This is a genomic window from Alteromonas sp. ASW11-130 (assembly GCF_026183735.1).
Taxonomy (GTDB): Bacteria; Pseudomonadota; Gammaproteobacteria; order Enterobacterales; family Alteromonadaceae; genus Alteromonas.
In genome coordinates this window covers 113,905-135,291 of sequence record NZ_JAPFRE010000025.1, presented here as the reverse complement: position 1 = coordinate 135,291, position 21,387 = coordinate 113,905, and the positions used below count along the sequence as shown (strand labels likewise).

Annotated in this window: 20 protein-coding genes; 9 read left to right on the top strand and 11 right to left on the bottom strand. The window is 44.1% G+C overall.

Going from position 1 to position 21,387, the window contains the following annotated elements; genetic code table 11:
• Positions 1-301: 301 nt before the first annotated feature.
• The 3 genes from OPS28_RS09070 (at position 302) to OPS28_RS09060 (ending at position 6,987) form a co-directional block, all read left to right on the top strand.
• Positions 302-3,130, top strand: a complete 2,829-nt coding sequence (locus OPS28_RS09070; protein ID WP_265609135.1) for a TonB-dependent receptor plug domain-containing protein — start codon at positions 302-304, stop codon at positions 3,128-3,130.
• Positions 3,131-3,839: 709 nt separating this feature from the next.
• The gene (locus OPS28_RS09065; protein ID WP_265609134.1) at positions 3,840-5,423 is read left to right on the top strand and encodes a tetratricopeptide repeat-containing sulfotransferase family protein; all 1,584 of its coding nucleotides are present in this window, start codon (positions 3,840-3,842) and stop codon (positions 5,421-5,423) included.
• Complete coding sequence (locus OPS28_RS09060) at positions 5,416-6,987, top strand: tetratricopeptide repeat-containing sulfotransferase family protein (protein ID WP_265609133.1); 1,572 nt, start codon at positions 5,416-5,418, stop codon at positions 6,985-6,987. The genes OPS28_RS09065 and OPS28_RS09060 overlap by 8 nt, the downstream gene beginning before the upstream one ends.
• A gap of 90 nt (positions 6,988-7,077) precedes the next feature.
• Here the strand turns inward: OPS28_RS09060 and OPS28_RS09055 are convergent, their stop codons facing one another.
• From OPS28_RS09055 to sfsA, 9 genes are all read right to left on the bottom strand, one after another.
• Positions 7,078-7,818, bottom strand: coding sequence for a hypothetical protein (locus tag OPS28_RS09055; protein WP_265609132.1), 741 nt, complete (start codon positions 7,816-7,818; stop codon positions 7,078-7,080).
• A gap of 42 nt (positions 7,819-7,860) precedes the next feature.
• On the bottom strand, positions 7,861-8,421 hold the full coding sequence (locus tag OPS28_RS09050) for a 2OG-Fe(II) oxygenase (protein WP_265609131.1): 561 nt from the start codon (positions 8,419-8,421) through the stop codon (positions 7,861-7,863).
• A 222-nt stretch (positions 8,422-8,643) separates the two neighbouring features.
• Positions 8,644-9,492, bottom strand: a complete 849-nt coding sequence (gene panC / locus OPS28_RS09045; RefSeq protein WP_265609130.1) for a pantoate--beta-alanine ligase — start codon at positions 9,490-9,492, stop codon at positions 8,644-8,646.
• A gap of 5 nt (positions 9,493-9,497) precedes the next feature.
• Positions 9,498-10,292, bottom strand: coding sequence for a 3-methyl-2-oxobutanoate hydroxymethyltransferase (panB, locus tag OPS28_RS09040; RefSeq protein WP_265609129.1), 795 nt, complete (start codon positions 10,290-10,292; stop codon positions 9,498-9,500).
• A gap of 52 nt (positions 10,293-10,344) precedes the next feature.
• Complete coding sequence (gene folK / locus OPS28_RS09035; RefSeq protein WP_265609128.1) at positions 10,345-10,848, bottom strand: 2-amino-4-hydroxy-6-hydroxymethyldihydropteridine diphosphokinase; 504 nt, start codon at positions 10,846-10,848, stop codon at positions 10,345-10,347.
• Positions 10,841-12,190, bottom strand: coding sequence for a polynucleotide adenylyltransferase PcnB (gene pcnB / locus OPS28_RS09030; RefSeq protein WP_265609154.1), 1,350 nt, complete (start codon positions 12,188-12,190; stop codon positions 10,841-10,843). Before pcnB ends, folK begins: the two co-directional genes overlap by 8 nt.
• A gap of 52 nt (positions 12,191-12,242) precedes the next feature.
• Positions 12,243-13,154, bottom strand: coding sequence for a tRNA glutamyl-Q(34) synthetase GluQRS (gene gluQRS / locus OPS28_RS09025; RefSeq protein ID WP_265609127.1), 912 nt, complete (start codon positions 13,152-13,154; stop codon positions 12,243-12,245).
• A gap of 62 nt (positions 13,155-13,216) precedes the next feature.
• The gene (gene dksA / locus OPS28_RS09020; protein ID WP_265609126.1) at positions 13,217-13,666 is read right to left on the bottom strand and encodes an RNA polymerase-binding protein DksA; all 450 of its coding nucleotides are present in this window, start codon (positions 13,664-13,666) and stop codon (positions 13,217-13,219) included.
• 221 nt (positions 13,667-13,887) lie between these two features.
• Positions 13,888-14,589 (bottom strand): DNA/RNA nuclease SfsA, encoded by a 702-nt coding sequence (gene sfsA, locus OPS28_RS09015; RefSeq protein ID WP_265609125.1) that lies wholly within the window; start codon positions 14,587-14,589, stop codon positions 13,888-13,890.
• Between the two features lie 63 nt (positions 14,590-14,652).
• Here sfsA and pepB point away from each other — a divergent pair, with 63 nt between their 5' ends.
• Complete coding sequence (gene pepB, locus OPS28_RS09010; RefSeq protein WP_265609124.1) at positions 14,653-15,939, top strand: aminopeptidase PepB; 1,287 nt, start codon at positions 14,653-14,655, stop codon at positions 15,937-15,939.
• Between the two features lie 67 nt (positions 15,940-16,006).
• Here the strand turns inward: pepB and OPS28_RS09005 are convergent, their stop codons facing one another.
• Positions 16,007-16,189: a helix-turn-helix domain-containing protein gene (locus OPS28_RS09005; protein ID WP_265609123.1), complete on the bottom strand. Its 183-nt coding sequence runs from the start codon at positions 16,187-16,189 to the stop codon at positions 16,007-16,009.
• Between the two features lie 164 nt (positions 16,190-16,353).
• On the opposite strand from OPS28_RS09005, the gene OPS28_RS09000 reads away from it, so the two are divergent.
• Both OPS28_RS09000 and OPS28_RS08995 read left to right on the top strand, forming a co-directional pair.
• Positions 16,354-16,956, top strand: coding sequence for a YhgN family NAAT transporter (locus OPS28_RS09000; RefSeq protein WP_265609122.1), 603 nt, complete (start codon positions 16,354-16,356; stop codon positions 16,954-16,956).
• Entirely contained in the window at positions 16,956-17,552 is a 597-nt protein-coding gene (locus tag OPS28_RS08995; protein WP_265609121.1) for a YjaG family protein, read from the top strand. Before OPS28_RS09000 ends, OPS28_RS08995 begins: the two co-directional genes overlap by 1 nt.
• On the opposite strand, the gene rsmD is transcribed toward OPS28_RS08995, so the two are convergent.
• Positions 17,524-18,108 carry a 16S rRNA (guanine(966)-N(2))-methyltransferase RsmD gene (gene rsmD, locus OPS28_RS08990; protein WP_265609120.1) on the bottom strand — a complete coding sequence of 195 codons (585 nt, stop codon included), beginning with the start codon at positions 18,106-18,108 and terminating at the stop codon, positions 17,524-17,526. The genes OPS28_RS08995 and rsmD overlap by 29 nt on opposite strands.
• An 85-nt stretch (positions 18,109-18,193) precedes the next feature.
• Between rsmD and ftsY the strand changes: the two genes are divergently transcribed.
• From ftsY to ftsX, 3 genes are read left to right on the top strand one after another with little or no spacing between them, the layout of a single operon-like run.
• The gene (gene ftsY / locus OPS28_RS08985) at positions 18,194-19,546 is read left to right on the top strand and encodes a signal recognition particle-docking protein FtsY (RefSeq protein ID WP_265609119.1); all 1,353 of its coding nucleotides are present in this window, start codon (positions 18,194-18,196) and stop codon (positions 19,544-19,546) included.
• 41 nt (positions 19,547-19,587) lie between these two features.
• The gene (gene ftsE / locus OPS28_RS08980; protein WP_265609118.1) at positions 19,588-20,274 is read left to right on the top strand and encodes a cell division ATP-binding protein FtsE; all 687 of its coding nucleotides are present in this window, start codon (positions 19,588-19,590) and stop codon (positions 20,272-20,274) included.
• On the top strand, positions 20,271-21,251 hold the full coding sequence (gene ftsX / locus OPS28_RS08975) for a permease-like cell division protein FtsX (RefSeq protein WP_265609117.1): 981 nt from the start codon (positions 20,271-20,273) through the stop codon (positions 21,249-21,251). The genes ftsE and ftsX overlap by 4 nt, the downstream gene beginning before the upstream one ends.
• Positions 21,252-21,387: the final 136 nt, after the last annotated feature.

The following is a 21,387-nucleotide window of genomic DNA, read 5'->3' as shown; positions in this document are numbered from 1 at the left end:
ATATCTCGACGCTAACCCCATGAAAAATAAAGGCAAACATAGTTAGACAGTGGTGACTTAAAAAAAGTTCCCTTTGTTTAGCGTCGAATATCTCTTGTTCTTGTAACAATTACTTTACAAATTCGCCCTATTTTTTGCAAAAAACCCTTTCTTTATACACCCTTAAAAGCTTTCGTGTTGACTCTATGATAAGCCTATGTATATTATCGCAACAGAGGCTCACCACCTCATTATCAAAAAAACCGCCCAAGCGGTAAAACAATAATCACTAATAATTTTTTAGTGGTCTAGGGAGACAAACATGTATACAAGCTCAAAACTGGCAAAGTCAGTCGCGTTGGCTTTGGCCTCTGGTGTTGCATCACTTGCAGCATCAAATCTTGCGGTAGCTCAGGACAACACTGATGCAACTGCAGATACAGTCGAAAAAATTTCCGTAACAGGTTCACGCATCAAGCGTGCTGACCTAGAAACAGCAAGTCCTGTATTCGTATTGGACAGAAGTCAGTTAGAAGTAACCGGTCTTACTGACGTGGGTGATTTCATCCAAAGCATGCCTTCAATGTCTGGTTCACCTATTGGTACTACGACTAACAACGGTGGGTCGGGTTCAGTATTGGTAGACTTACGTGGTTTAGGTACCGACCGTACATTGACGCTAATTAATGGTCGTCGTGTTGTAGACGGTGGTGACTACCAAACCATTCCTGCTGCGATGATCGAGCGTGTTGAAATTCTTAAAGATGGTGCTTCAGCGGTATATGGTGCTGACGCTGTTGCGGGTGTTGTAAACATCATTACGCGCAAAAACTTCGAAGGCGTTGATGTAGAAGTTCAGACTGCTGACTTTTTCGATATGGACAGCGGTAAGCAAGACAGCGTTTCATTAGTAGCGGGTAAATCATTCTCTGATGGTCACCTGGTATTCGGTGCGGAATATGTAACCCAAGAGCCTGCGTACCAAGCCGACGCGCCTTGGGACTTCTTCCAGAACTCTTACTATCTGTATCCAGAAGGTTGTGAAAACCAGGTAGCCGCTGAGTATGACGGTACTGGAAGTGGAGGTTGTTTCCCAATTGGTTCTTCTCGTGTTCCAGAAGGTCGTCTTACTTTCGAAAATGCGGGAACCCTGATGAACGAAGGAAACGGGCTTGTTGATTATGATGGCCGTACTTATAACTTCGCGCCGGTTAACTTCATCCAAACGCCTTATGAGAAGACTAACTTCTTCGCTGAAGGTAACATGGACATCAATGATGATGTGCGTTTCTTCGGTGAATTACGTGGTAACCTACGTACTTCTGAGCAAGAACTAGCGCCAATGCCGTACGATTCGCGCTTTGATCCAGCGTACGACGGTACATTTAATGGTGAAGCTTATAGTGGTGTATCAGAAGATAACTTCTACCTGCGCCGAGCGATGACTCAAGCTGGTTTGGCAGTCGAACCGGCAACAGAAGTTCGTCGTCGTATGTTAGAGTCATCACGTAGATTTACGCAGGATATTACTCAGGTTTCTGCTGTGATGGGTTTTGAAGGTACACTAATGGACGACTACGACTGGCAGTTGACCTACAACCGTGGTTACCGTGCTCGTACAGACATTGACTATGGTCAAATGGTCGGTGCGCGTTTGAACAATGCATTTGGTCCATCTGCTGATCTAGACGGCGACGGCAGCCCAGAATGTTATTCAGACATAAACGATCCAACTACACTTATTGAAGGGTGTGTACCGTTCAACGTATTCGGTGGTCCAGGCACTGCTACACAAGAGATGTTCGATTATGTAGAAGCACCATTAACAGATCACTACGTAACTGAACAAGAAATACTTGATTTCAGCGTTTCAGGTTTAGCGCTTGAACTACCTGGTGGCCAGCTTGGTTGGGCTGCTGGTGTAGGTTACTATGCACAGAACTACCGCTTCTCTCCTGACTCAGGTAAAGCAACCGGCGCTGTAACGGGTAACAAAGGTGAAGGTACCGCTGGTTCGCTATATAACAAAAATGCGTTCGTAGAAGTTGATGCGCCTGTGTTCGATAACGGTTCTCAAATTCTTAACCTTAAAGCAGGTGCACGTTACGATAGCTACAACATCTTCGGTAGCGACACTACGTGGCAAGTTGGTGCTGACTTCCAAGCTATTGAAAGCTTAAAGTTCCGTGCTACAGCTGGTACCGTATTCCGTGCTCCCACCATTACTAACCTGTTTGCTGGTTTAAGTGATAGCTTCGTAACTGCTAGCGACCCTTGTGATCCAACAAGAAACGGTGGTTCCATTGCTGCGGGTTGTGCACAAGAATCTGTGCAGTCTGACAGTCAGTTAAGGTCTACGGTAGGTGGTAACCAGAACCTAGAGCCTGAAACAGGTGATACTTTCACTGCAGGTTTAGTTTGGTCGCCAGAATTAGGTGATAACGATGTAACTGTTACGCTTGATTACTGGAAAGTGGACATCGAGAACGGTATCAGTTCTTTCGGCGTCGGCTACATACTAGACCAGTGTTATAAAAATGGGAACAGCAACGCTTGTGCATTAGTTTCTCGTGCTGATGACTATAGCATTGTCAACGTTTTAGACATTGATGAAAACGTTACTTCACAGGGCGCCGAAGGTATCGATACTGAAATTCGCTGGAGCATGGATACTGATGTAGGTATGTTTAAAGCGACAATGCTTTGGGCGCACTTACTAGAGCGTAGTAAGGAACCAGCACCAGGTGTAGCAGAGATTGATCTTTCTGGTCGTTTCACTGACCCAACAGCTGAAGATGGCGGTGCGTATGCAGAAGACAAGATTAACTTGACGCTTGCATGGAGCATGGATGGATTGACTGTATCTTACTTAGGTGAGTTCATCAGTGCACTTGAAGCTGACACCAACTGTAACTGTGGTGAAGGTAACCGTCCTGATGGTTCGTACATCCAAGACATTGATTCAACCATGTATCATGACTTAGTGGCCAACTATGACTTCGGTCAAGGAACTAAAATCACTGCTGGTGTAACTAACATCACTGATGAAGCTCCTCCGTACATCGATGTTGGTTTTAACGCTAACACAGATCCATCAACTTATCGCTTGTTCGGACGTGGTTACTACGTTCGCTTGAAGCACTCTTTCTAAGATTAGAAAGTTCCGTAAAAAACGCGCGAAAGCGCGTTTTTTTTTGCCTGAATTTGAAGTGTCAGTTATGAGAATAGTCGTGAGGCACTATCAGTCGTCAGCAATTACGCAGATAGCTTCTAAGATCTTTTGTTATTTTGAGCTACAGTACGGTTACGCGAGAATCTGCTTTTCTATTTCTTACAGTGAGTTCATATTCATGAACTTTCTGGTGCCCCATTTACTTCCAGCGATTATATAATTGTTTAATCGTGCTTAACACTTCCAAAAGGTAATGAGTGTTATTACTGTTATATTGGCAATAAAATCGTGAGGCAATTATGGGCCTTAAAGTAATCTGTATGCTATTACTGTATCACTCAGCAATAATATGAGCTTAATTAGCGCTAACTTTCTAATTATCTTATATGCTGAATCGGGGAAGATAAATCAGGGTAAATCGTGCATCACGCAAACGTGTAAACGACCGTGTCACACGGGTTGTTAGGCTCATTCATCTGCGCCTGATTCAATTTGAAAGGACGTGTGGTTGTTGCATCTACGCGGTCTGAACAAGTACATTGCTAGTGCCCCCGCTCTTTGTCTTGCTGAGCAGATAAAACATTGCTGCTCAAGGATATTTCTGCCAGCATTTAAATCAGCTTTCGTCGTCTTAAATTCTTATTTCTGATATCATGTTTAGCTTTAAAATAGTAGTTGGGTAAAAAGGATGAGCGAAGGTATAAATAATCTTAGTCAGGTGGGGCGAAAAGCAATATTTGAACAAGACTGGGCCACGTTAGAGAAAGTAGCGCATGAAGCAGTAGATACCTACCCCCGTGAACCTGAAAGTCATTTTCTTATTGGCAAACTATTCGCATTGCAGCAAAAGATAAAACCCGCCATTAGTGCATTTACCAACGCTTTAAAACTGGATGATAATCGATACGACGCAGCCATTGAGCTTGGCCATTTATATGTATTATCCAAACGCAATGGGGAAGCAGCAGAATTGGTACGAACATACCAACAGCATCTGAACAACTCACCCTATTACCTAAGTTTGGCAGCGGTAATATGCGATCAAATATCGCTTCCAGAAACCGCTTATCGGTTGCATAAAAAAGCCTATGAATTGCAACCTGAAATAAATACCTTCAAAGCGAACCTTGCTGCGAGCTGTGTCTTTCTGGGCAAGACGTCTGAAGCGAAAGCGCTTTATGAAGAACTAATGCAATCCTCCCCTTCTCACCAACGTAACCACTATTTCTATTCACGTTTGCAGACCGCTCAGGATGATAGCCATGTAAGTCAGATGAAGACAGTGTTGGAAAAGGAATCTAATCCCGCCGAAAAAAATATATACATGTATTACGCCATCGCAAAAGAACTAGAAGATTTGCAAAGGTGGGACGAATCATTTTTCTATTACAAGATGGCAGGAGACGCGGCAACGCAAGTCGCTAACTATGATGTCAATGAAGACCTGGACATACTTCAGAGTGTCATAGACAATTGTACGAATACATGGATGCAGAAAGACACCAGGCGTCAGGAGCGTGAGGCCGAAGTCACACCCATTTTTATTGTTGGCCTGCCTCGAACGGGTACAACTTTACTCGAACGGATGTTATCTTCACACAGTCAAATAAGCACCCTTGGCGAAAGTCAGTTTGTGCCAATGTTGATACGTAACATTAGTAATATCAACGATAAAAGAAAAGTATCACCTGAGATAATAGCGAGCGCTGCAGAGAAAGATATTTCGCAGTTAGCGCAAATGTATCTTGCTGCCGCCGAGTATCGGCTGGATAAGACGAAACCATACTTTATCGAAAAACTGCCTCTGAATTTTATCTATCTAGGTTTCATTAAAAAAGCGTTTCCAAATGCGAAGTTTATCTACATGCAGCGAAATCCGATGGATGCGTGTTTCGCCATGTATAAGCAAGTATTTACATGGGCGTATAAATTTAGTTATAACCTGGAAAATTTAGGACACTATTATAAGAAGCATGTTGAATTACTCGACCATTGGCGCAATGTATTCGGCGACGATCTAATCGAAATCTCCTACGAAAAACTGGTAACGCAATCTGAGACTGAAGTAGAAGCCTTATTTTCAGCGATGAATATAAATTTTGAGCCGGAGTGTTTAGCTTTCTATAACAACACGGCGCCAAGCACTACAGCTAGCTCTGTACAAGTAAGAGAAAAGTTACATAGCAATTCAATAGATAAATGGCGTTCTTTCGAAGCGCACTTAAAACCCTTAAAGGAAATACTGCTCGACGCCGGAATTAAATGTGACTAGTAATGGCCGAGTTATGGATTTATCCACTCGCATAAAGCATAGCCTCGTCAAAAGGAACTGGGACACCGCCGAGCTATTGGCTCGTCAATTATTAGCCTCGGAAGGAAACGAATCTGAGGCGCTTTATTTTCTTGGAATGGTTCGCGTAAAAACAGGGGCTATTGACCAGGCTAAAGCGTTTTTTTCTCAAGCTGCAAAGGCTTCTTCTGAAAGGTTCGAAGCAATAATCGAACTGGCAGAATTGTTAATTAATAGTCGACAGTATGACTCTGCGATAGCGTACCTTGAGTCACTAGATTTTTCTCTGATAAGCGATGCTTACTACCTTTATAAGGCTGGACAGTGTTTTCAGCGCTTACAAAAGTTAGAACAGGCAGATGTAGTTTTGTCCAAAGCATGTGAATTGCAACCTGATAATGCCACGATCCTTACGCTACAAGTGGCGGTGTCGTCATCGCTTGGGAAACTTGAAAAGGCGAGTTCAATTTGCAAAAACATTCTCGCTAAGCAGCCTTTAAATCAGAAGTTGCATTATGATTTAAGTGTTTTAGCGACTGCTAAAGAAGAAAGTCATGTTGAACAGATGCTTAAACTGAAGCAAACCATTTCTTCTGGGCAAGGAAATAGCGTTTTTCTTGATTATGCGTTAGGAAAAGAATATGAAGATTTAGCCCAATGGGATAAGGCATTTGAGCACTATGAAAGTGGCGGGGCGCAAGCGAAACACCTTGGCTCGTATACCGTGGATGGTGACTTAAAATTTCTACATACTATGAAGTCGGTATTCGACGAAGATTGCTGCAACGCCGAAACGCAGCCGCTTTCTGAAGTCACGTCTCCCATCTTTGTTACGGGCTTCCCCCGTTCGGGGACGACGCTTTTGGATAAGATATTATCGAGTCATAGTGAAATAGAAAGTGCTGACGAAAGCTTCTTCTTTCAAGTTGCATTGCAACTGGAGGCGGGGCTTAAACCTTTAGCTACCCCGAGTAGCGATTCGCTTCGTCAACTAAGTAAAACCGAGCCCGCAAATGTTGGTCAACGATACTTGAATTTGATTAATCATCGTTTGACAGGCTCTCGGTATTTTATTGAAAAATTACCTGAAAACTTTTTGTACTTAGGCTTAGTCGCAGCTAGCATGCCCCATGCAAAACTTATTTTTGTAAAACGACATCCTATGGATGTGTGCTTCGCTCTTTTTAAACAACCTTTCTTTAGATATGCCTTCGATTTAACAGACTTGGCAAAATACTATATAGCAGCAGACCAGCTTATAAATTATTGGATCGACATATTAGGTGATCGATTAACTGTCGTTTCATACGAAAGCCTTACGCACTTCCCAGAAAGGACGGTAAAGACTTTATTTAAACAGCTGGACATTCCATACGAAAGCCAATGTCTACACTTTTACCAAACTCAGTCAGCGACATCGAGCGCCAGCAAAGCGCAAATTAGACAACCTATTCATACTCGGTCTGTGGGTAAGTGGCGATGTTTTGAGAACCATTTGTCGCCATTAGCTAAGATGTTGGACGAGGCGGGGATTGATATCAGCTAATAAATGCAATGAACTATAACTGTCGGCAAAACGCACAGTGAATTTCTGTAAGACAACCTGCCCGTGCGTTGCACTCTTGTTAAAGCTAATCTAGTCGTTATCCGTGTTCTTCATTGCCTGATTTTTCTTAAAGAATTTATCCGATCTGAAGCGTAGATTTTTGATTAAGCGCTTGTCTTCTTCCGTAGATAGTCGGGCTTCATATTTTAGCTTACTACGCTGAAAGGGGATAACGTGAATAAATGGCATCCCCATACGCAGCTGATGATCGGCAGGATAACTTTTAAAAAACGTATTCACATGCATATGATGATAGGTATCAGACTCAATCACCCCAGGTATCACCGTGAAACGCTCTTCCATATGATAAAAGGGCGAAGTAATTAATAACGACCATCCTTTAGGCGTCTTAACTTTCCATGGATTAGTAAATTTTACCGCGTCTTTATAATAATCTTTAGACGCCGGCATTTTATCGAAATGAATGTGTCTACCATGCAAACTAACCGAGGCTGTTTCATTTGAACCGAACGCGTATATCGTATCCTGACGAACTTGTACTACAAAGTCAGACCATAGAGGAACCACATAGCCTTGCGACATATAGGAGACCACCCCTGGGCAGCGTTTCACAGTAGCATTTACATTCGATAAGGTTAGCGCTTTGTCTAAACCAAAAGGGTAACGTTGTGTTGGCTGCACATTGTGAGCGCCATCCATACGTTTAAACCATTCTGGATAAAAGTGGGCTGCTGGTTTTGGCGCGTAGGGTAATAATTCTTCATGGTCGGTGAAGAATTCCACTTTGGGGGTTTTAAGTTTTTTAAACATATTTTGATTCTGACTATTAAATAAATTCGGCTTGCTAACTTACTACCAATGGTAATAAGTGCTCGCAATATATTTAGAACATGAAATGGGCGGATTACCGTGGTGCATGTACAACCAATAAGGGGGAAATATAAGTAATCTACCCGCTTTAGGTTGTACCTTAATATCTAAGCGTGGGAAACAGGTTTCTCCACCTTCTTCAACATCATTTAAATACCACAACACAACCAAGTAACGTGATGCTACATTGCCCAGCGAATCAAAATGAAGTTCAAATTTATCTTCACCATTCGGATTGTAACGTTTTAAAATTAATTGATCGATGCTTCCGGGTTCAGGAAGAGCAGGCTGCAGATTACAGTCAACGTTATACTGGTTAGTGTATTTAAACATGGTTTTAATCATGTAATCAGTTTCGTTTTTATCCAGAAACCTACCAATATCTAGTTCGGTCCATTGACTATTCGGCAAATGTTCGCGAACCGCTTTGCCATTGAGTATCTGCTTCGCAGAGTTTCTTTCAAACTTTTCTACGAGTATTTTACACACGGCTGGATCAATTGCATTATCATAAACTTTGATGAAGTCAGCTAAGTTATTCATACTCTTTACCGCACTTATAAGATAGACCTGCGAATACTATCAGCGAATCGAATGATCCGCTTAAACTTTAGGTATGTTATCAGAAGTGAAGCATTAGTAGAAACCACAACCTGTACTAATATGATCTCTGGAATGGCGAAGTAAGGCATGTGTAATGACTTATTGCCACGTTGGAACCCGGCCCGACACTTATTCAGATTACAGCTGTTTAGCCAGAGTGCGCTAGCAAGTAAACTGGATATTGTCGATCAAGCGGGTAGTGCCGAGAAACGCTGCTACCAGCACTACAAGCTGGGGAGCGTCTTTCTCGGCTTGGCTGAACGTTAAGGCATTTCTGATGCTTACATAATCGGTCTCAAAACCTTCACGATTTAAAGCAGAACGAGCACGCGTTTCCAATGCTAAAAAATCTCTGTCTCCGGCTTGAATGGCTTTTTTAATGTCTAACAATGTTTGATAGAGTATGGATGCTTTCGATCGCTCTTGCTGACTTAAATAACCATTACGCGAGCTCATCGCCAGACCATCTGCCTCACGTTCTATTGCTACGGGCTGAATGGCCACATCCATAGATAAATCTTTAACCATTGTTTTAATGACTAGAAGCTGTTGAAAATCCTTTTCACCAAAAAAGGCACTATTTGGTTGTACCATATTAAATAATTTTGCCACTACGGTAGCGACCCCTCGAAAGTGGCCTGGGCGACTTAATCCGCAAAGAATGTGTGAAATATCGGGTACTTCCACAAACGTTTGTTCAGACAGGCCGCGCGGGTACATTTCGTCAACAGAAGGGAGAAACAAAGCATCGACACCAAGGGATAACAGTTTCGCTTTATCTTGTTCTATTGTTCGGGGGTACGCATCCAAATCTTCGTTTTGACCAAATTGCATTGGATTGACGAAAATGGAAGTAATCACGACATCACATGCTGTACTGGCTGCTTTTACTAACTGCAGGTGGCCTTCATGGAGGTTGCCCATAGTAGGTACGAAACCTACCTCATTATTTTGTTTACGTTGAGCTTCGCGCCATTGACGAAGCTCGCTGACTGTCGTGATAATTTGCATCTATGTTACTCGAAACTATGCTCAGATGATGGAAACACGCCACTAATCACGTCTTCTTTGTATTGTTTGACTGCGTTACGAATGTCACCAGAATCGGTCAGGTAATTCTTTGAAAATTTAGGCATATAGTTAGCACTAATCCCGAACATATCATGCATAACTAATATCTGCCCATCGGTGTGAGCGCCAGCACCTATGCCAATGACCGGAATGGACAATTGCTCTGTCACTTTTTTACCCAGTGAGGTAGGAACACATTCAAGCACTAATAACTGAACGCCCGCTTTTTCCAACGCGATAGCATCATCTACGAGTTTTTGCGCTTTAGCTTCTTCCCGTCCTTGTACTTTAAAACCACCTATTACATTCACCGCTTGTGGCGTGAGACCCAAATGTCCACATACAGGAACACTGCGTTGTACTAAACCTTCAATGGTATCTAAAAGCCATTCACCGCCTTCCAGTTTAACCATCTGCGCGCCTGCTGCCATAAGCAAAGCTGCGTTTTCGTATGCTTGCGCGGGCGTGGCATAGGACATAAAGGGCATATCCGCCATAACAAACGCATTTTGCACTCCTTTGGTGGCACACTTTGTATGATACGCCATTTGTTCGATGGTAACCGGTAAAGTGCTATCTTCACCTTGGAGTACCATGCCTAAGGAATCACCGACCAATAATACATCGATACCCGCTTCATCAAATAACTTAGCAAAACTAGCATCATATGCCGTCAGTGCAGTAATTTTCTTACCTTTTTGCTTCTGTGCAAGGAGGGAAGAAACCGATACTTTTTTCATAACGAATACCTAAAGTTAACGTTAAAAAGCGAAATGGCGAACTATACGTTATTTATAGCTCATTGGAAGGACGCAGGCGTTTTAAACCATCCAGTGAACAACTCGCTACCCACTGTGAAATAGGCTTGCCATCAGGCATTACCATATTGGGGGCAATTTCAAATAATGGGACTAATACGAACTCTCGATCTGCAATCCCTGAATGGGGAATGGTAAGAATATCGGTGTCAATTTCATAATTACCGTAAAGAAGGATGTCTAAGTCAAGTGTCCTCGGTCCCCAGCGTTCGCCTTTACGTTCGCGGCCGTGATCATTCTCAATTTGCTGCAATTGTTTAAGCAAGACCTCAGGCTCAAGCCCTGTTTCCACCAAACACACCGAGTTAATAAAGTCAGGTTGATTTTGTGGACCCATAGGAGCACTTTGATATAACGAGGCGGTGCGTAATAACCGTGTATGTTCTAATTCGGCAATTGCAAGAAAGGCGGATTCTATATGTTTGCCAGCCTCGCCCATATTGCTGCCTAAGCCTATATAAGCCCGTTCTTTATGCATTGTCATTATTCCTGGGCTTGCGCTTGCGTCGAGGCTTGTGCGGTGCGCCACCTTCTTTGTTGCGCAATGTGGTCAGCATTTTCTTTTGTTGAGCTGGATGCGCATCTTGAAATTGTGTCCACCAGTCGGCCAGCTCCAATAGGTCGCCACCTTCTATTTCGCCTCTTAAAAGCAAGAAGTCGTAGCCTGCGCGAAATTTGGGGTGAGCTAGGATTTGAAATGCTCGGCGACCAAAGCGTCTAGGCAGGCGTTGTTGCAACATCCAGATATCACGAATAACGGTGGAAAAACGTTTCGGTATCATGATTCGCTGAGTTTGTTTGCGCACCACTTCTGACATCGCAATGTTGTAAGCATCATGGGCACTTAAGCCTGATTCAGACATCATTTTCTGCGCGTATTCTTCTAATGGATACCACAGTAACGCGGCGTACAGAAAAGCAGGGGTCACCCGTTGTTCGTTGTTAACTCTGGCGTCAGTATTTTCTAATACACGATAGATAAATTGCATCTCTCTGGAAGAATCAGCTTTCAAAAATCCGGATAGCTGCGGAAACAATGGTTCTATCAGACCGTGCGCCTGGAGTAGCTTGAATGTTTCTACACCATTACCGCTGATAAATAATTTTAGGGTTTCTTCAAAAAGCCGTGCAGGGGGGATGTTAGTCAGCAAGCCGGCCATTTCTTTAATTGGGCTGGCGGTGCGCGGGCTAATGGTCATATTGAGTTTTGCTGCGAAGCGAATAGCACGAAGCATCCGCACTGGATCTTCACGATAACGCTCTTGTGGATCACCAATCAGGTCCACTTCCCGTTTTTCAATAGCTTGACGACCGTTTGCAAAATCGATGACTGCAAAGTCTACCACGCTGTAGTACATAGCATTAAACGTGAAGTCACGGCGTTCTGCATCTTCTTCGATACTACCAAAAACGTTGTCGCGCGTTAGGTGTCCATGCTCATTGCGTCTGGCATGAGAAGCTGAAGATTCTTCTTCTTCACCAGGATGATGACCTCTAAAGGTGGCCACTTCAATAACTTCTCTGCCAAAGACAATATGGGCAAGACGAAATCTGCGGCCAATTAAACGGCAATTATAAAATTGCTCTTTAATTTGTTCCGGGGTGGCATTCGTTACGACATCAAAATCTTTTGGTTTCATGCCTAGCATCAAATCACGAACACACCCACCTACCAGATACGCCTGATAGCCAGCTTTATTAAGTCGATAAAGCACTTTTAACGCGTTTTCGCTGATGTCGTCACGGGATATACCATGTTCAGAACGTGGTACAGTCACGGCTGAAATACCGGGCTGGGAAGTAGATGCTTTACCTAGCACTCGTTTGACGGAATTGACAACTCGCGTAATGATGACAGTTTCTCCAGAGCAATTAAGGCCCGTAATAATACGGGCTATTGTCCTGATCGACAATAATTTCAGCTTTTTTAGGCAGTTTTTTGCAATCCCATCGCATCGTTGCCCACTCCAGTAAGGTCTCACAACTATCAATGTTATCGCATTCGGGTTGCCAAATCGTAAGAAACTTCAGCACTTTACGCAAGTTTCCGAGTGGGTTTGAGTCGTCCACCGCTCTGGCACGATTTTGTTTGCTTAATTTTTGTCCTGGTAGCATTGCAGCTACAGGGAAGTGGGCGTACTGCGGTGGAGACTGGTTTAAGAGATTGTACAATGTTAAATGCGCTGCTGTAGTGTTAAGTAAATCATGCCCCCTGACAACATGGGTGACCCCTTGGGCAATGTCGTCTAATACCACTACTAGATTATATGAAAAGAGTCCATCTCGACGTTTAATCACCGTATCTTCCAATGCATGCGCGTCAGTAATGACAACTTCACCCTGTATACGGTCAGTAAACTGACGTTGAGGCGTATCAACGTAAAGCCGCACTGCGCTGCCGAATTCAGCATGTTGCTTATATCTACACGTCCCCTGGTACACACCACCAGTCTGTCTGATAATTTTGCGCGTACAGCGACAGTGATAGGCTTGCTGCTGGTCTAGTAATGTTTGTATCACGACTTGATAGTGGTGGTGCTGGTCAGACTGATAGCTCACCTTGCCGTCCCAGTGTAAGTGGTGTGCGTTAAGCGTACGCATGATCGCGCTATCCGCGCCCTCAACAGTCCGCGGTTTATCTATATCTTCGATTCTAAGTAACCATGTGCCGTTGTGCTTGCGTGCATCTAAAAAGCTCGCCACTGCAGCAACCAGTGAGCCGAAATGCAATGGACCTGACGGAGATGGGGCAAAACGACCAATATAAGGTAAGGGTGGAGTCATAAACGAACAAATACATCAGGCCGCCAGATGAACGGCCCGAGTCATTCACGCGGTTTTAGGGGTTAACCCTGTAACTGCTTTTCTTTAATTTCAGCCATCGTTTTGCAATCAATGCAAAGGTCGGCTGTAGGTCTGGCTTCTAAACGGCGAATACCGATTTCGATGCCACACTGATCGCAAAAACCAAAATCATCATCTTCAATACGCTTAAGCGTTTTTTCGATTTTTTTGATAAGTTTACGTTCACGGTCACGTGTACGAAGTTCTAAGCTAAACTCTTCTTCCTGAGCAGCCCGATCAACCGGGTCAGGGAAATTCGCCGCTTCATCTTTCATATGCGTGACTGTGCGATCGACTTCTTCACGAAGTTGATTGCGCCATGCCTTTAGCAACAGGCGGAAATGCTCCATCTGCGCTTCATTCATGTACTCTTCATCAGCACTAGGCTGATAAGGCTTTAGTCCTGCTAAGGCGAGTAACCCTAGCGATTTCGTTTCATTTCCTGTTGACATGTGTCACATCTCCTACACCACGACACTTAGTTCCGCCAAACCGATCGAATATCTATAGCAGAATCGAACAGTGCAAGCAATGTTAAGCGTCTTTGTAATCTATCCTCACCGGTATCGTTACAGGCAACGATCAATTGTGGAATCAAATTGATTTGTTTTGAACCACAACGGTAAAGCAAGGCGCAAATATGGCGCTTCATTTGAAAAAATCAACTTATTTTTTACAAAATTATTGGGAGTGATTGATTTATTGTTACTTTTTCTTCATCAATATAACAACTCACAGCCCTAATTTTGACGCCTTTCTGACTGGCAAAGAGTACGGATTCTGCATAGGCTGGATCAATATGGTTAGCCAGTTTCACTTCTTTTATTCCCGAGTGTTGAACACAAAATAAAAGTTCCGCTTTAATTCCCTGACTGGCGAGATTAGCTAACGCGAGACAATGTTTAGCTCCTCGCGTTGTCTTCGCGTCAGGAAAGAAACCACAGTTACCTTCTGCTAGTGTTACCGATTTCACTTCCAAAAACGACTCTTCATTGTTGAAGCGCAATCGAAAATCGAAACGACTGTCACTTCCCGGGGGCCTCACTTCGGCCTTAAAATCGTCAATATGTTCAAATCCGGGTAAGCGCTTTTCTATTAGGGCTTCAGCCACCAATTTATTGGCGTTATGCGTATTTACACCGATAAACTCTCCGGTAAACGTTCTGGCAATTTCCCATGTATATTTTAATTTGCGTTTTGGATCGTCGCTGTAGCGTAGATAGGCCAGGAAGCCGGGTTCCGCGCATCCTGTCATTGCCCCGGTATTGGGGCAGTGGGCGGTAACAATTGAGCCATCGCTCAATTCCACATCGGCTAAGAAACGTTTGTAACGTTTAATAAGTTTTCCTTTAATTAAGGGCGTACTAAACTTCATAGTTGAAAAGTGGACTAGGTGAACCAAGATCACTAGTCTATCAAAGCTTACTAAGGATTTGTTATGACACAATTTACTGTCTCTTTGGCAACGCAGCCAGCAACTGCTGGGTGGGGCGAAAAGGCGTTGGTTAGTTTCACTGAAAATGGTGCCACTATTCATTTGCCAGAGTCAGGCGACGGGCTTCTTGCTATTCAGCAGGCAGCCAGAAAACTGGACGGGCTGAGCATACCTGAAGTCGTGCTGACAGGAGAATGGCAGTTCGAACATCAGTGGGTATTTGCATTGAGTTTTACCAGACCGCGCAACCCATCAAAAATAACGTTTTGCGACAATGCTGATAAGGATCGTATTCAAAAATGCTATGAAGCAATGCTATTTACTCGCAAGCTTGTCAATGACACCCCCGAAGAGTTATCCCCTGAAAATTTGGCCAATCGGGCCGCAGAATGGATTAAGTCGCTTTCTCCTCAAACAGTAAGCTATTCGATGATTACCGGCGAGGAGTTAGTGGAAGCGGGGTGGATTGGTATTTACAACGTGGGTCGCGGAAGTGAACGTCCTCCGGTTCTGTTAGAACTGGACTATAATCCGACCGGTGATGCCAACGCGCCGGTAACTACGGCGCTTGTGGGTAAAGGCATCACCTTTGATAGCGGGGGTTATTCAATCAAATCAAGCGAAGGTATGTTAGACATGAAGTGCGACATGGGTGGCGCTGCTACGGTAACCGGCGCACTAGGGCTTGCAATACTACAAGGTCTTAATACCCGCGTTAAACTTTTCTTATGTTGTGCTGAAAACCTGATCAGTGGTCATGCTTATAAACTTGGAGATGTGCTCACATACAAAAACGGTGTCACCGTTGAGGTCGTGAATACTGACGCCGAAGGCCGTTTAGTTTTAGCCGATGGTCTGATGGCAGCCAGTGAAACAAATGCGTCGTTGATTGTTGATGCCGCTACGCTCACTGGCGCAGCCACGGTGGCGTTAGGGAACGATTACCACGCAGTATTCAGCATGGATGAACGTGCCAGAGAATCCATGCTCGAATGCGCCAAAGCGGAATCTGAACGTTTTTGGGCATTACCGTTGGAACAGTGGCATAAAGACAGATGTCCTTCTGCATTCGCTGATACGGCGAATAGTCGTCCTCAGAAAGGAGGTGGCGGCGGTGGTGCGTCTAATGCAGCAGGCTTCCTGGCGAGATTTGTTAATCCAGAAGGAAAAGGCTGGATTCATTTAGATTTGGCCGCGGCCTATCACAGTAAAGGGTCACCGGAAATGCCAGTGGGCGCGAGTGCTGTGGGAATTCGTTCAATTGCCCGCTTATTAAAACAGCAAGGCTAGAAAAAACTCAGCCCGAATTTGTATATTCGGGCTGAATTCGTTTTTAACCAACTTTGAATTGCGTCGGCTAGATACCACCTAAGCGTTCTGCCAATACTTTATAGCGTTCTACATCGCCTTTGTCGAATAAAGGGTTTCCATCTCCATCTTTTTCTTTTGATACCAACAAGCTTTCACGTTCGAGGCGCTCAACCCTGACCTCTTTTATATCCAAGTAGGCTGCGACTTCTGCTACGGTCATTAAACTCATTTCTTATTATCCTCGTTGGGGTGATAGTATTAGTTAAGCGCAAATGCGACAATTTGCTAAAATTTTCTAATTATAAAGTGTAGATTCAAGCAATTTAATGCTTAATTTAACGTTTACCATAAAATAGTAACAGTATTTTAACTTGTTGGGGAGATATGTCAGTTATGGATACATGGTCAGCTGCGATAATGTTATTTCTGATCATGGACCCGTTGGGCAATTTACCGGTCTTTATGTCTGTGTTAAAAACCATCGAGCCCAAACGTCAGCGCTTTATTTTATTGCGCGAATTACTCATTGCGCTGGCAATATTATTTATCTTTCTGTTTAGCGGGCAATCAGTGCTGGATTTCCTTAACGTTCGTCAGGAAACGGTAAGTATTGCGGGGGGGATTATCTTATTTTTGATCGCTATCAAAATGATATTTCCCACCTCAGGTAATGCCGCAGGATTACCTGTGGGAGAAGAACCCTTCATTGTACCGCTGGCTATTCCCATGATAGCCGGACCCTCTACTATGGCAGCACTGATACTGTTAGCTAATCAAAATCCAGATCGGATGCTCGACTGGACTATTGCTTTAAGCGCTGCCTGGTTAGTCAGTGCGGTGATTCTATTATTTTCAGGTCTGTTCCATAAGTTATTGGGAGAACGTGGCTTAACGGCAGTAGAGCGATTGATGGGAATGATATTAGTGATGATTGCTATACAGATGTTGTTAGATGGCGTGGGTAATTATTACACCCCTCAATTAGGAATGAAGTAATGACGAAAAAGTTAAATACGTTTGCCCGAGTACGCGAACTTGAGGGATGGAAAGCGGTAGCGTTCAGTGCTGCGCTTCTTGAACGTATGGTGCCAAATTATGAATTATTTTGTGCTGCCACTGACGCAGAAGACAGTGATGTATTGCGCAAGTGCTTGAATCTAGTCTGGGAAGCGCTTTTAAGTCCAAAAAGTAAAATCAACTTTGCGCTGCAACTTGAAAAGGTTGAGCAGGCAACGCCTGATACCACCGACTACGATTCTTTTGGTGTTTACCCGGCAATAGACGCTGCAATTGGTGTCGCTGCGTGTCTAAATTTGATCTTGAAACAGGATCTGCAAGGCGCTGTGGTTATCAGCAAACTGTCTCAAGGGAGTGTCGAAAATTACTTGCTTGCCTCGGGCGAGGCCGATGACGAAACTGTACGCAGCCATCCTCTAATGGAATTTGAAATTGAGGTACAAGCGCAGTTACTTGACTATTTGGATGCAGCAACAAAACAGAAAGAAGCTTGTCAGCAGGTTAAACAGCTTGCGCTGGAAGAGGGCATTTCGAATCTGGGTATTGTTATCGACGATGAAGAAGCAGACAGCTAACCTGCGCCGTTTGTTTCTGTTTAATTATTGTTAGGTTATCCGGGAGGTGCGGTAATGGATGCTGCTTTTCCTGCTCAAGATAAATTAACCCATCAGCATTGAGCAGTTGATGTTTTTCAATGGCATCTATGGCTTGTTGTGTCAGGCCTTGGTGAAAAGGCGGATCTACAAATATGAGATCGAAAGACCCCGTCAGCGATGCCGCTAATTGTAGTGCGTCTCCCTGGAGAACCTGCGCCTGTGCGCCCAGGGTAGCTATATTTTGTTGAATACATTGAACGGCTATTTTGTCATATTCTAGAAAGGTACAGTTTGTCGCGTAGCGGGATAATGCCTCAAAACCAAGCCCGCCGGAACCCGCAAACATATCGAGAACCTTGCTATCACGAACATCATGCATTAGCCAGTTAAAAAGCATCTCTTTATTACGGTCAGTGGTGGGACGCAGCCCGTCGGCGTTGATGACTGGAAGTTTTCGGCCGCGCCATTGCCCACTTATGATTCTAATCGAACCTGAGGCTATTCGGCTGCTGGCTTTTTTTGATGCTCGCTTCATTAAGACTGACAATGCTATGATAGGGAAATTCCATGGCGGCAAGTGTAGCCTAATTTGTATTTTCATATAAGGAATTGTCCCAGCAATGTCCAAACTTTTTAACTGGTTTAAAAAGAACAAGTCACCTGAAGAAAAACCTTCAACAGAAGTGACTCAATCAGACAAAACATCTTCCGAGTCAAGCGCGACGTCCTCAGCGCAGGCAGAGTCTTTAGCTGAGAAAGAGCTTTCGACAGAAAATCCGCCCACAGGAGAGAAAGAACCCGTAGTTGAGGAGGAACCTTCTACTTCTTTCTCTGTTGAAATAGAGGCTGAAACGCCATCAAAGCTAGTGAACGAGGTTTCAGAGAGGCCAGAAGAATCAACGAGTAATCTAGATCACGATCCTGTCGGCGAATCTGAAACTGTCGCTGTTTCTGAACAAAACGCTGAGCCAGTTGTAGATACTGTGGAACCAGAACCAGAACCAGAACCAGAACCAGAAAAACCTCGCCCGTCTTTATTTCAGCGGCTTAAAGCCAGCTTGGGCAAAACGCGCTCCAACCTGGGGAGTGGCTTTATCAGCCTGTTTAAAGGCAAAACCATCGATGATGAACTGTACGAAGATTTAGAAACGCAGTTATTGATGGCAGATGTGGGAATGGATACCACTCAGAAAATTATAGATAAGCTTACAGACAGTGCTAAACGTTCTGATTTAAAAAACGCTGAAGCATTGTACGGCATTCTTAAAACTCAGTTACATGATTTGCTGCTAAATGTGGATCAACCATTAGACTCCGTAATGAGAACTCACGATGCCAGTGAGGGGCCATTCGTTATCTTAATGGTGGGCGTTAACGGGGTGGGGAAAACGACCACCATCGGTAAATTAGCCAAGCAATTTCAGCAGCAAGGTAAAAAGGTTATGTTGGCGGCGGGTGATACCTTCAGGGCAGCAGCGGTAGAACAGCTTCAGGTCTGGGGGGAACGTAATAATATTCCTGTCATTGCGCAACCAACGGGTTCCGACAGTGCTTCCGTACTCTACGATGCATTAGAATCTGCCAAATCGAAAAAAATGGATGTGTTAATTGCCGATACTGCCGGACGATTGCAGAACAAAGACCACTTGATGGAAGAGTTAAAAAAAGTGGTCAGGGTAATGAAAAAGCTTAACCCTGAAGCGCCTCACGAAGTTATGATGGCGCTGGACGCTGGGACGGGCCAGAATGCTATCAGTCAGGCAAAATTATTCAGCCAGGCGGTGGGATTAACAGGGATTACGCTAACAAAACTGGATGGTACAGCCAAAGGTGGAGTGATATTCTCGATCGCAGATCAGTTTGGTATTCCCATTCGCTATATAGGTGTAGGCGAGAGCATCGACGACTTACGTCCGTTCAACAGTGACGAATTTATAGACGCACTATTCAGTGAACAAGAAAACAAACAATAAAAATTATTGAAAATAAGAAGTAGGTTGTTAGGGATGTCGACATGATTAAGTTTGAGCAGGTTAGTAAAACCTATCCCGGCGGGCAACGCGCATTAAGTAAAGTCAATTTTCATATTGAACCAGGGGAAATGGCGTTTTTAACCGGTCATTCTGGCGCTGGGAAAAGTACGTTGCTTAAGCTTATCAGTATTATGGAACGCCCCACCGTAGGGCGTGTATTAATAAACGGTCACGACCTAAATACGATTACTCGACGCCAAATCGCCTTTATTCGTCGCGATATTGGAATGATTTTTCAGAATCATCACTTGTTGATGGATAAATCGGTGTTTGACAATGTTGCATTGCCACTAATCATCGAAGGTTACACCCGCAAAGAAACCTCGCGCCGCGTAGAGGCAGCACTAGAGATGGTGGGATTAAGTCAAATGGCAAAAAATTCGCCTCTGATGTTATCCGGAGGCGAACAACAGCGGGTGGGTATTGCGCGAGCGGTGGTTAACAAGCCTCCTCTATTGTTGGCCGATGAGCCGACCGGGAATCTGGACCCCAAGCTTTCTATGGAAATTATTAGCCTGTTTGAAGATTTCAATCAGGCTGGCGTATCCGTGTTTATAGCTACCCACGATTTAGGCCTAATAGCGCGCATGCGTTACCGCACACTAACCTTAAGAAACGGCCAGATGATTACAGACGGTTTAAATGAAAAGGAAGGGGCGTGGCAATGAGTTTATTGTTTAAAGGTCGCGCTCACGGAGCGAGTGACGTACGCATTGGTTTTGTACAACAAGTTAGCATGCTTTTTATTAGCCATCTTAGACAAGCTTTGAACAGTTTGGGTGAGTTATGGCGTCAACCGGCAGCTTCAATTATGACAGTGGCGGTTTTAGGGTTGAGTATCACGCTGCCTAGTACTTTGTATATTTTGGTTAAAAACACTGAAAAGATCAGTGCAGGCTGGGATCAGGCTTCGGAGATTTCCCTCTTTCTTACCCCTCAAACGACGGCGGGTAACGCCCAGCAGTTATTAGCCCGCTTATCAACCTGGGAAGAAATTGATTCAACCGTGTATGTACCTGCCGATGAGGCGCTAAAAGAGTTTCAACAACTCTCCGGCTTAGGTGATGCAGTCGCGTATCTAGAATCAAATCCGCTTCCTGATGTAGTTCTGGTACGGCCGGCGGAGAAATTCGCTGGACCCGCTGCAGCAGCCGATCTGTTGCATAAATTGAAACAACAGCGCGAGGTTGATATAGGTAAGTTGGATATCGAATGGCTTGAACGCTTATACGCGCTATTGGATATTGCCAGAGAGTTGGTTTCGCTTATTGGGATATTGCTGTTTCTTGCCGTTGTGCTCATTATCGGCAACACAATTAGACTAAATATTCTGAATAAGCGTGATGAAATAGTAGTAATGAAGCTTATCGGCGCTACCGATTCTTTTATTCATAGGCCCTTTCTATACACAGGCTTCTGGTACGGCTTATTAGGAGGGTTGCTTGCCTGGTTAGCTGTTATCATAATTCTTTGGTGGATGGACAGCAGTATTGAAGCGTTTGCGGAATTATATCAAAAGGAGTTTGATATCACTGGGCTGACAGGAACGGCGTTGTTCACCATGCTGGGCTTGTCAGTAGCCTTAGGCCTGATTGGCTCAATGATTGCGGTCCAGCGCCATGTAAGAGAAATAGAGCCTAGGTGATAATGGAATGGCGCTGGTCGAACGCCCATGAGAATCGCTTTACTATACTCGGAAATAATAGCCGGGATGTGATAAATCGCGACGTTACGCCTACTGAAACGGTGTGAACGCGGAGCGCTATTCTATAGTTGATAGC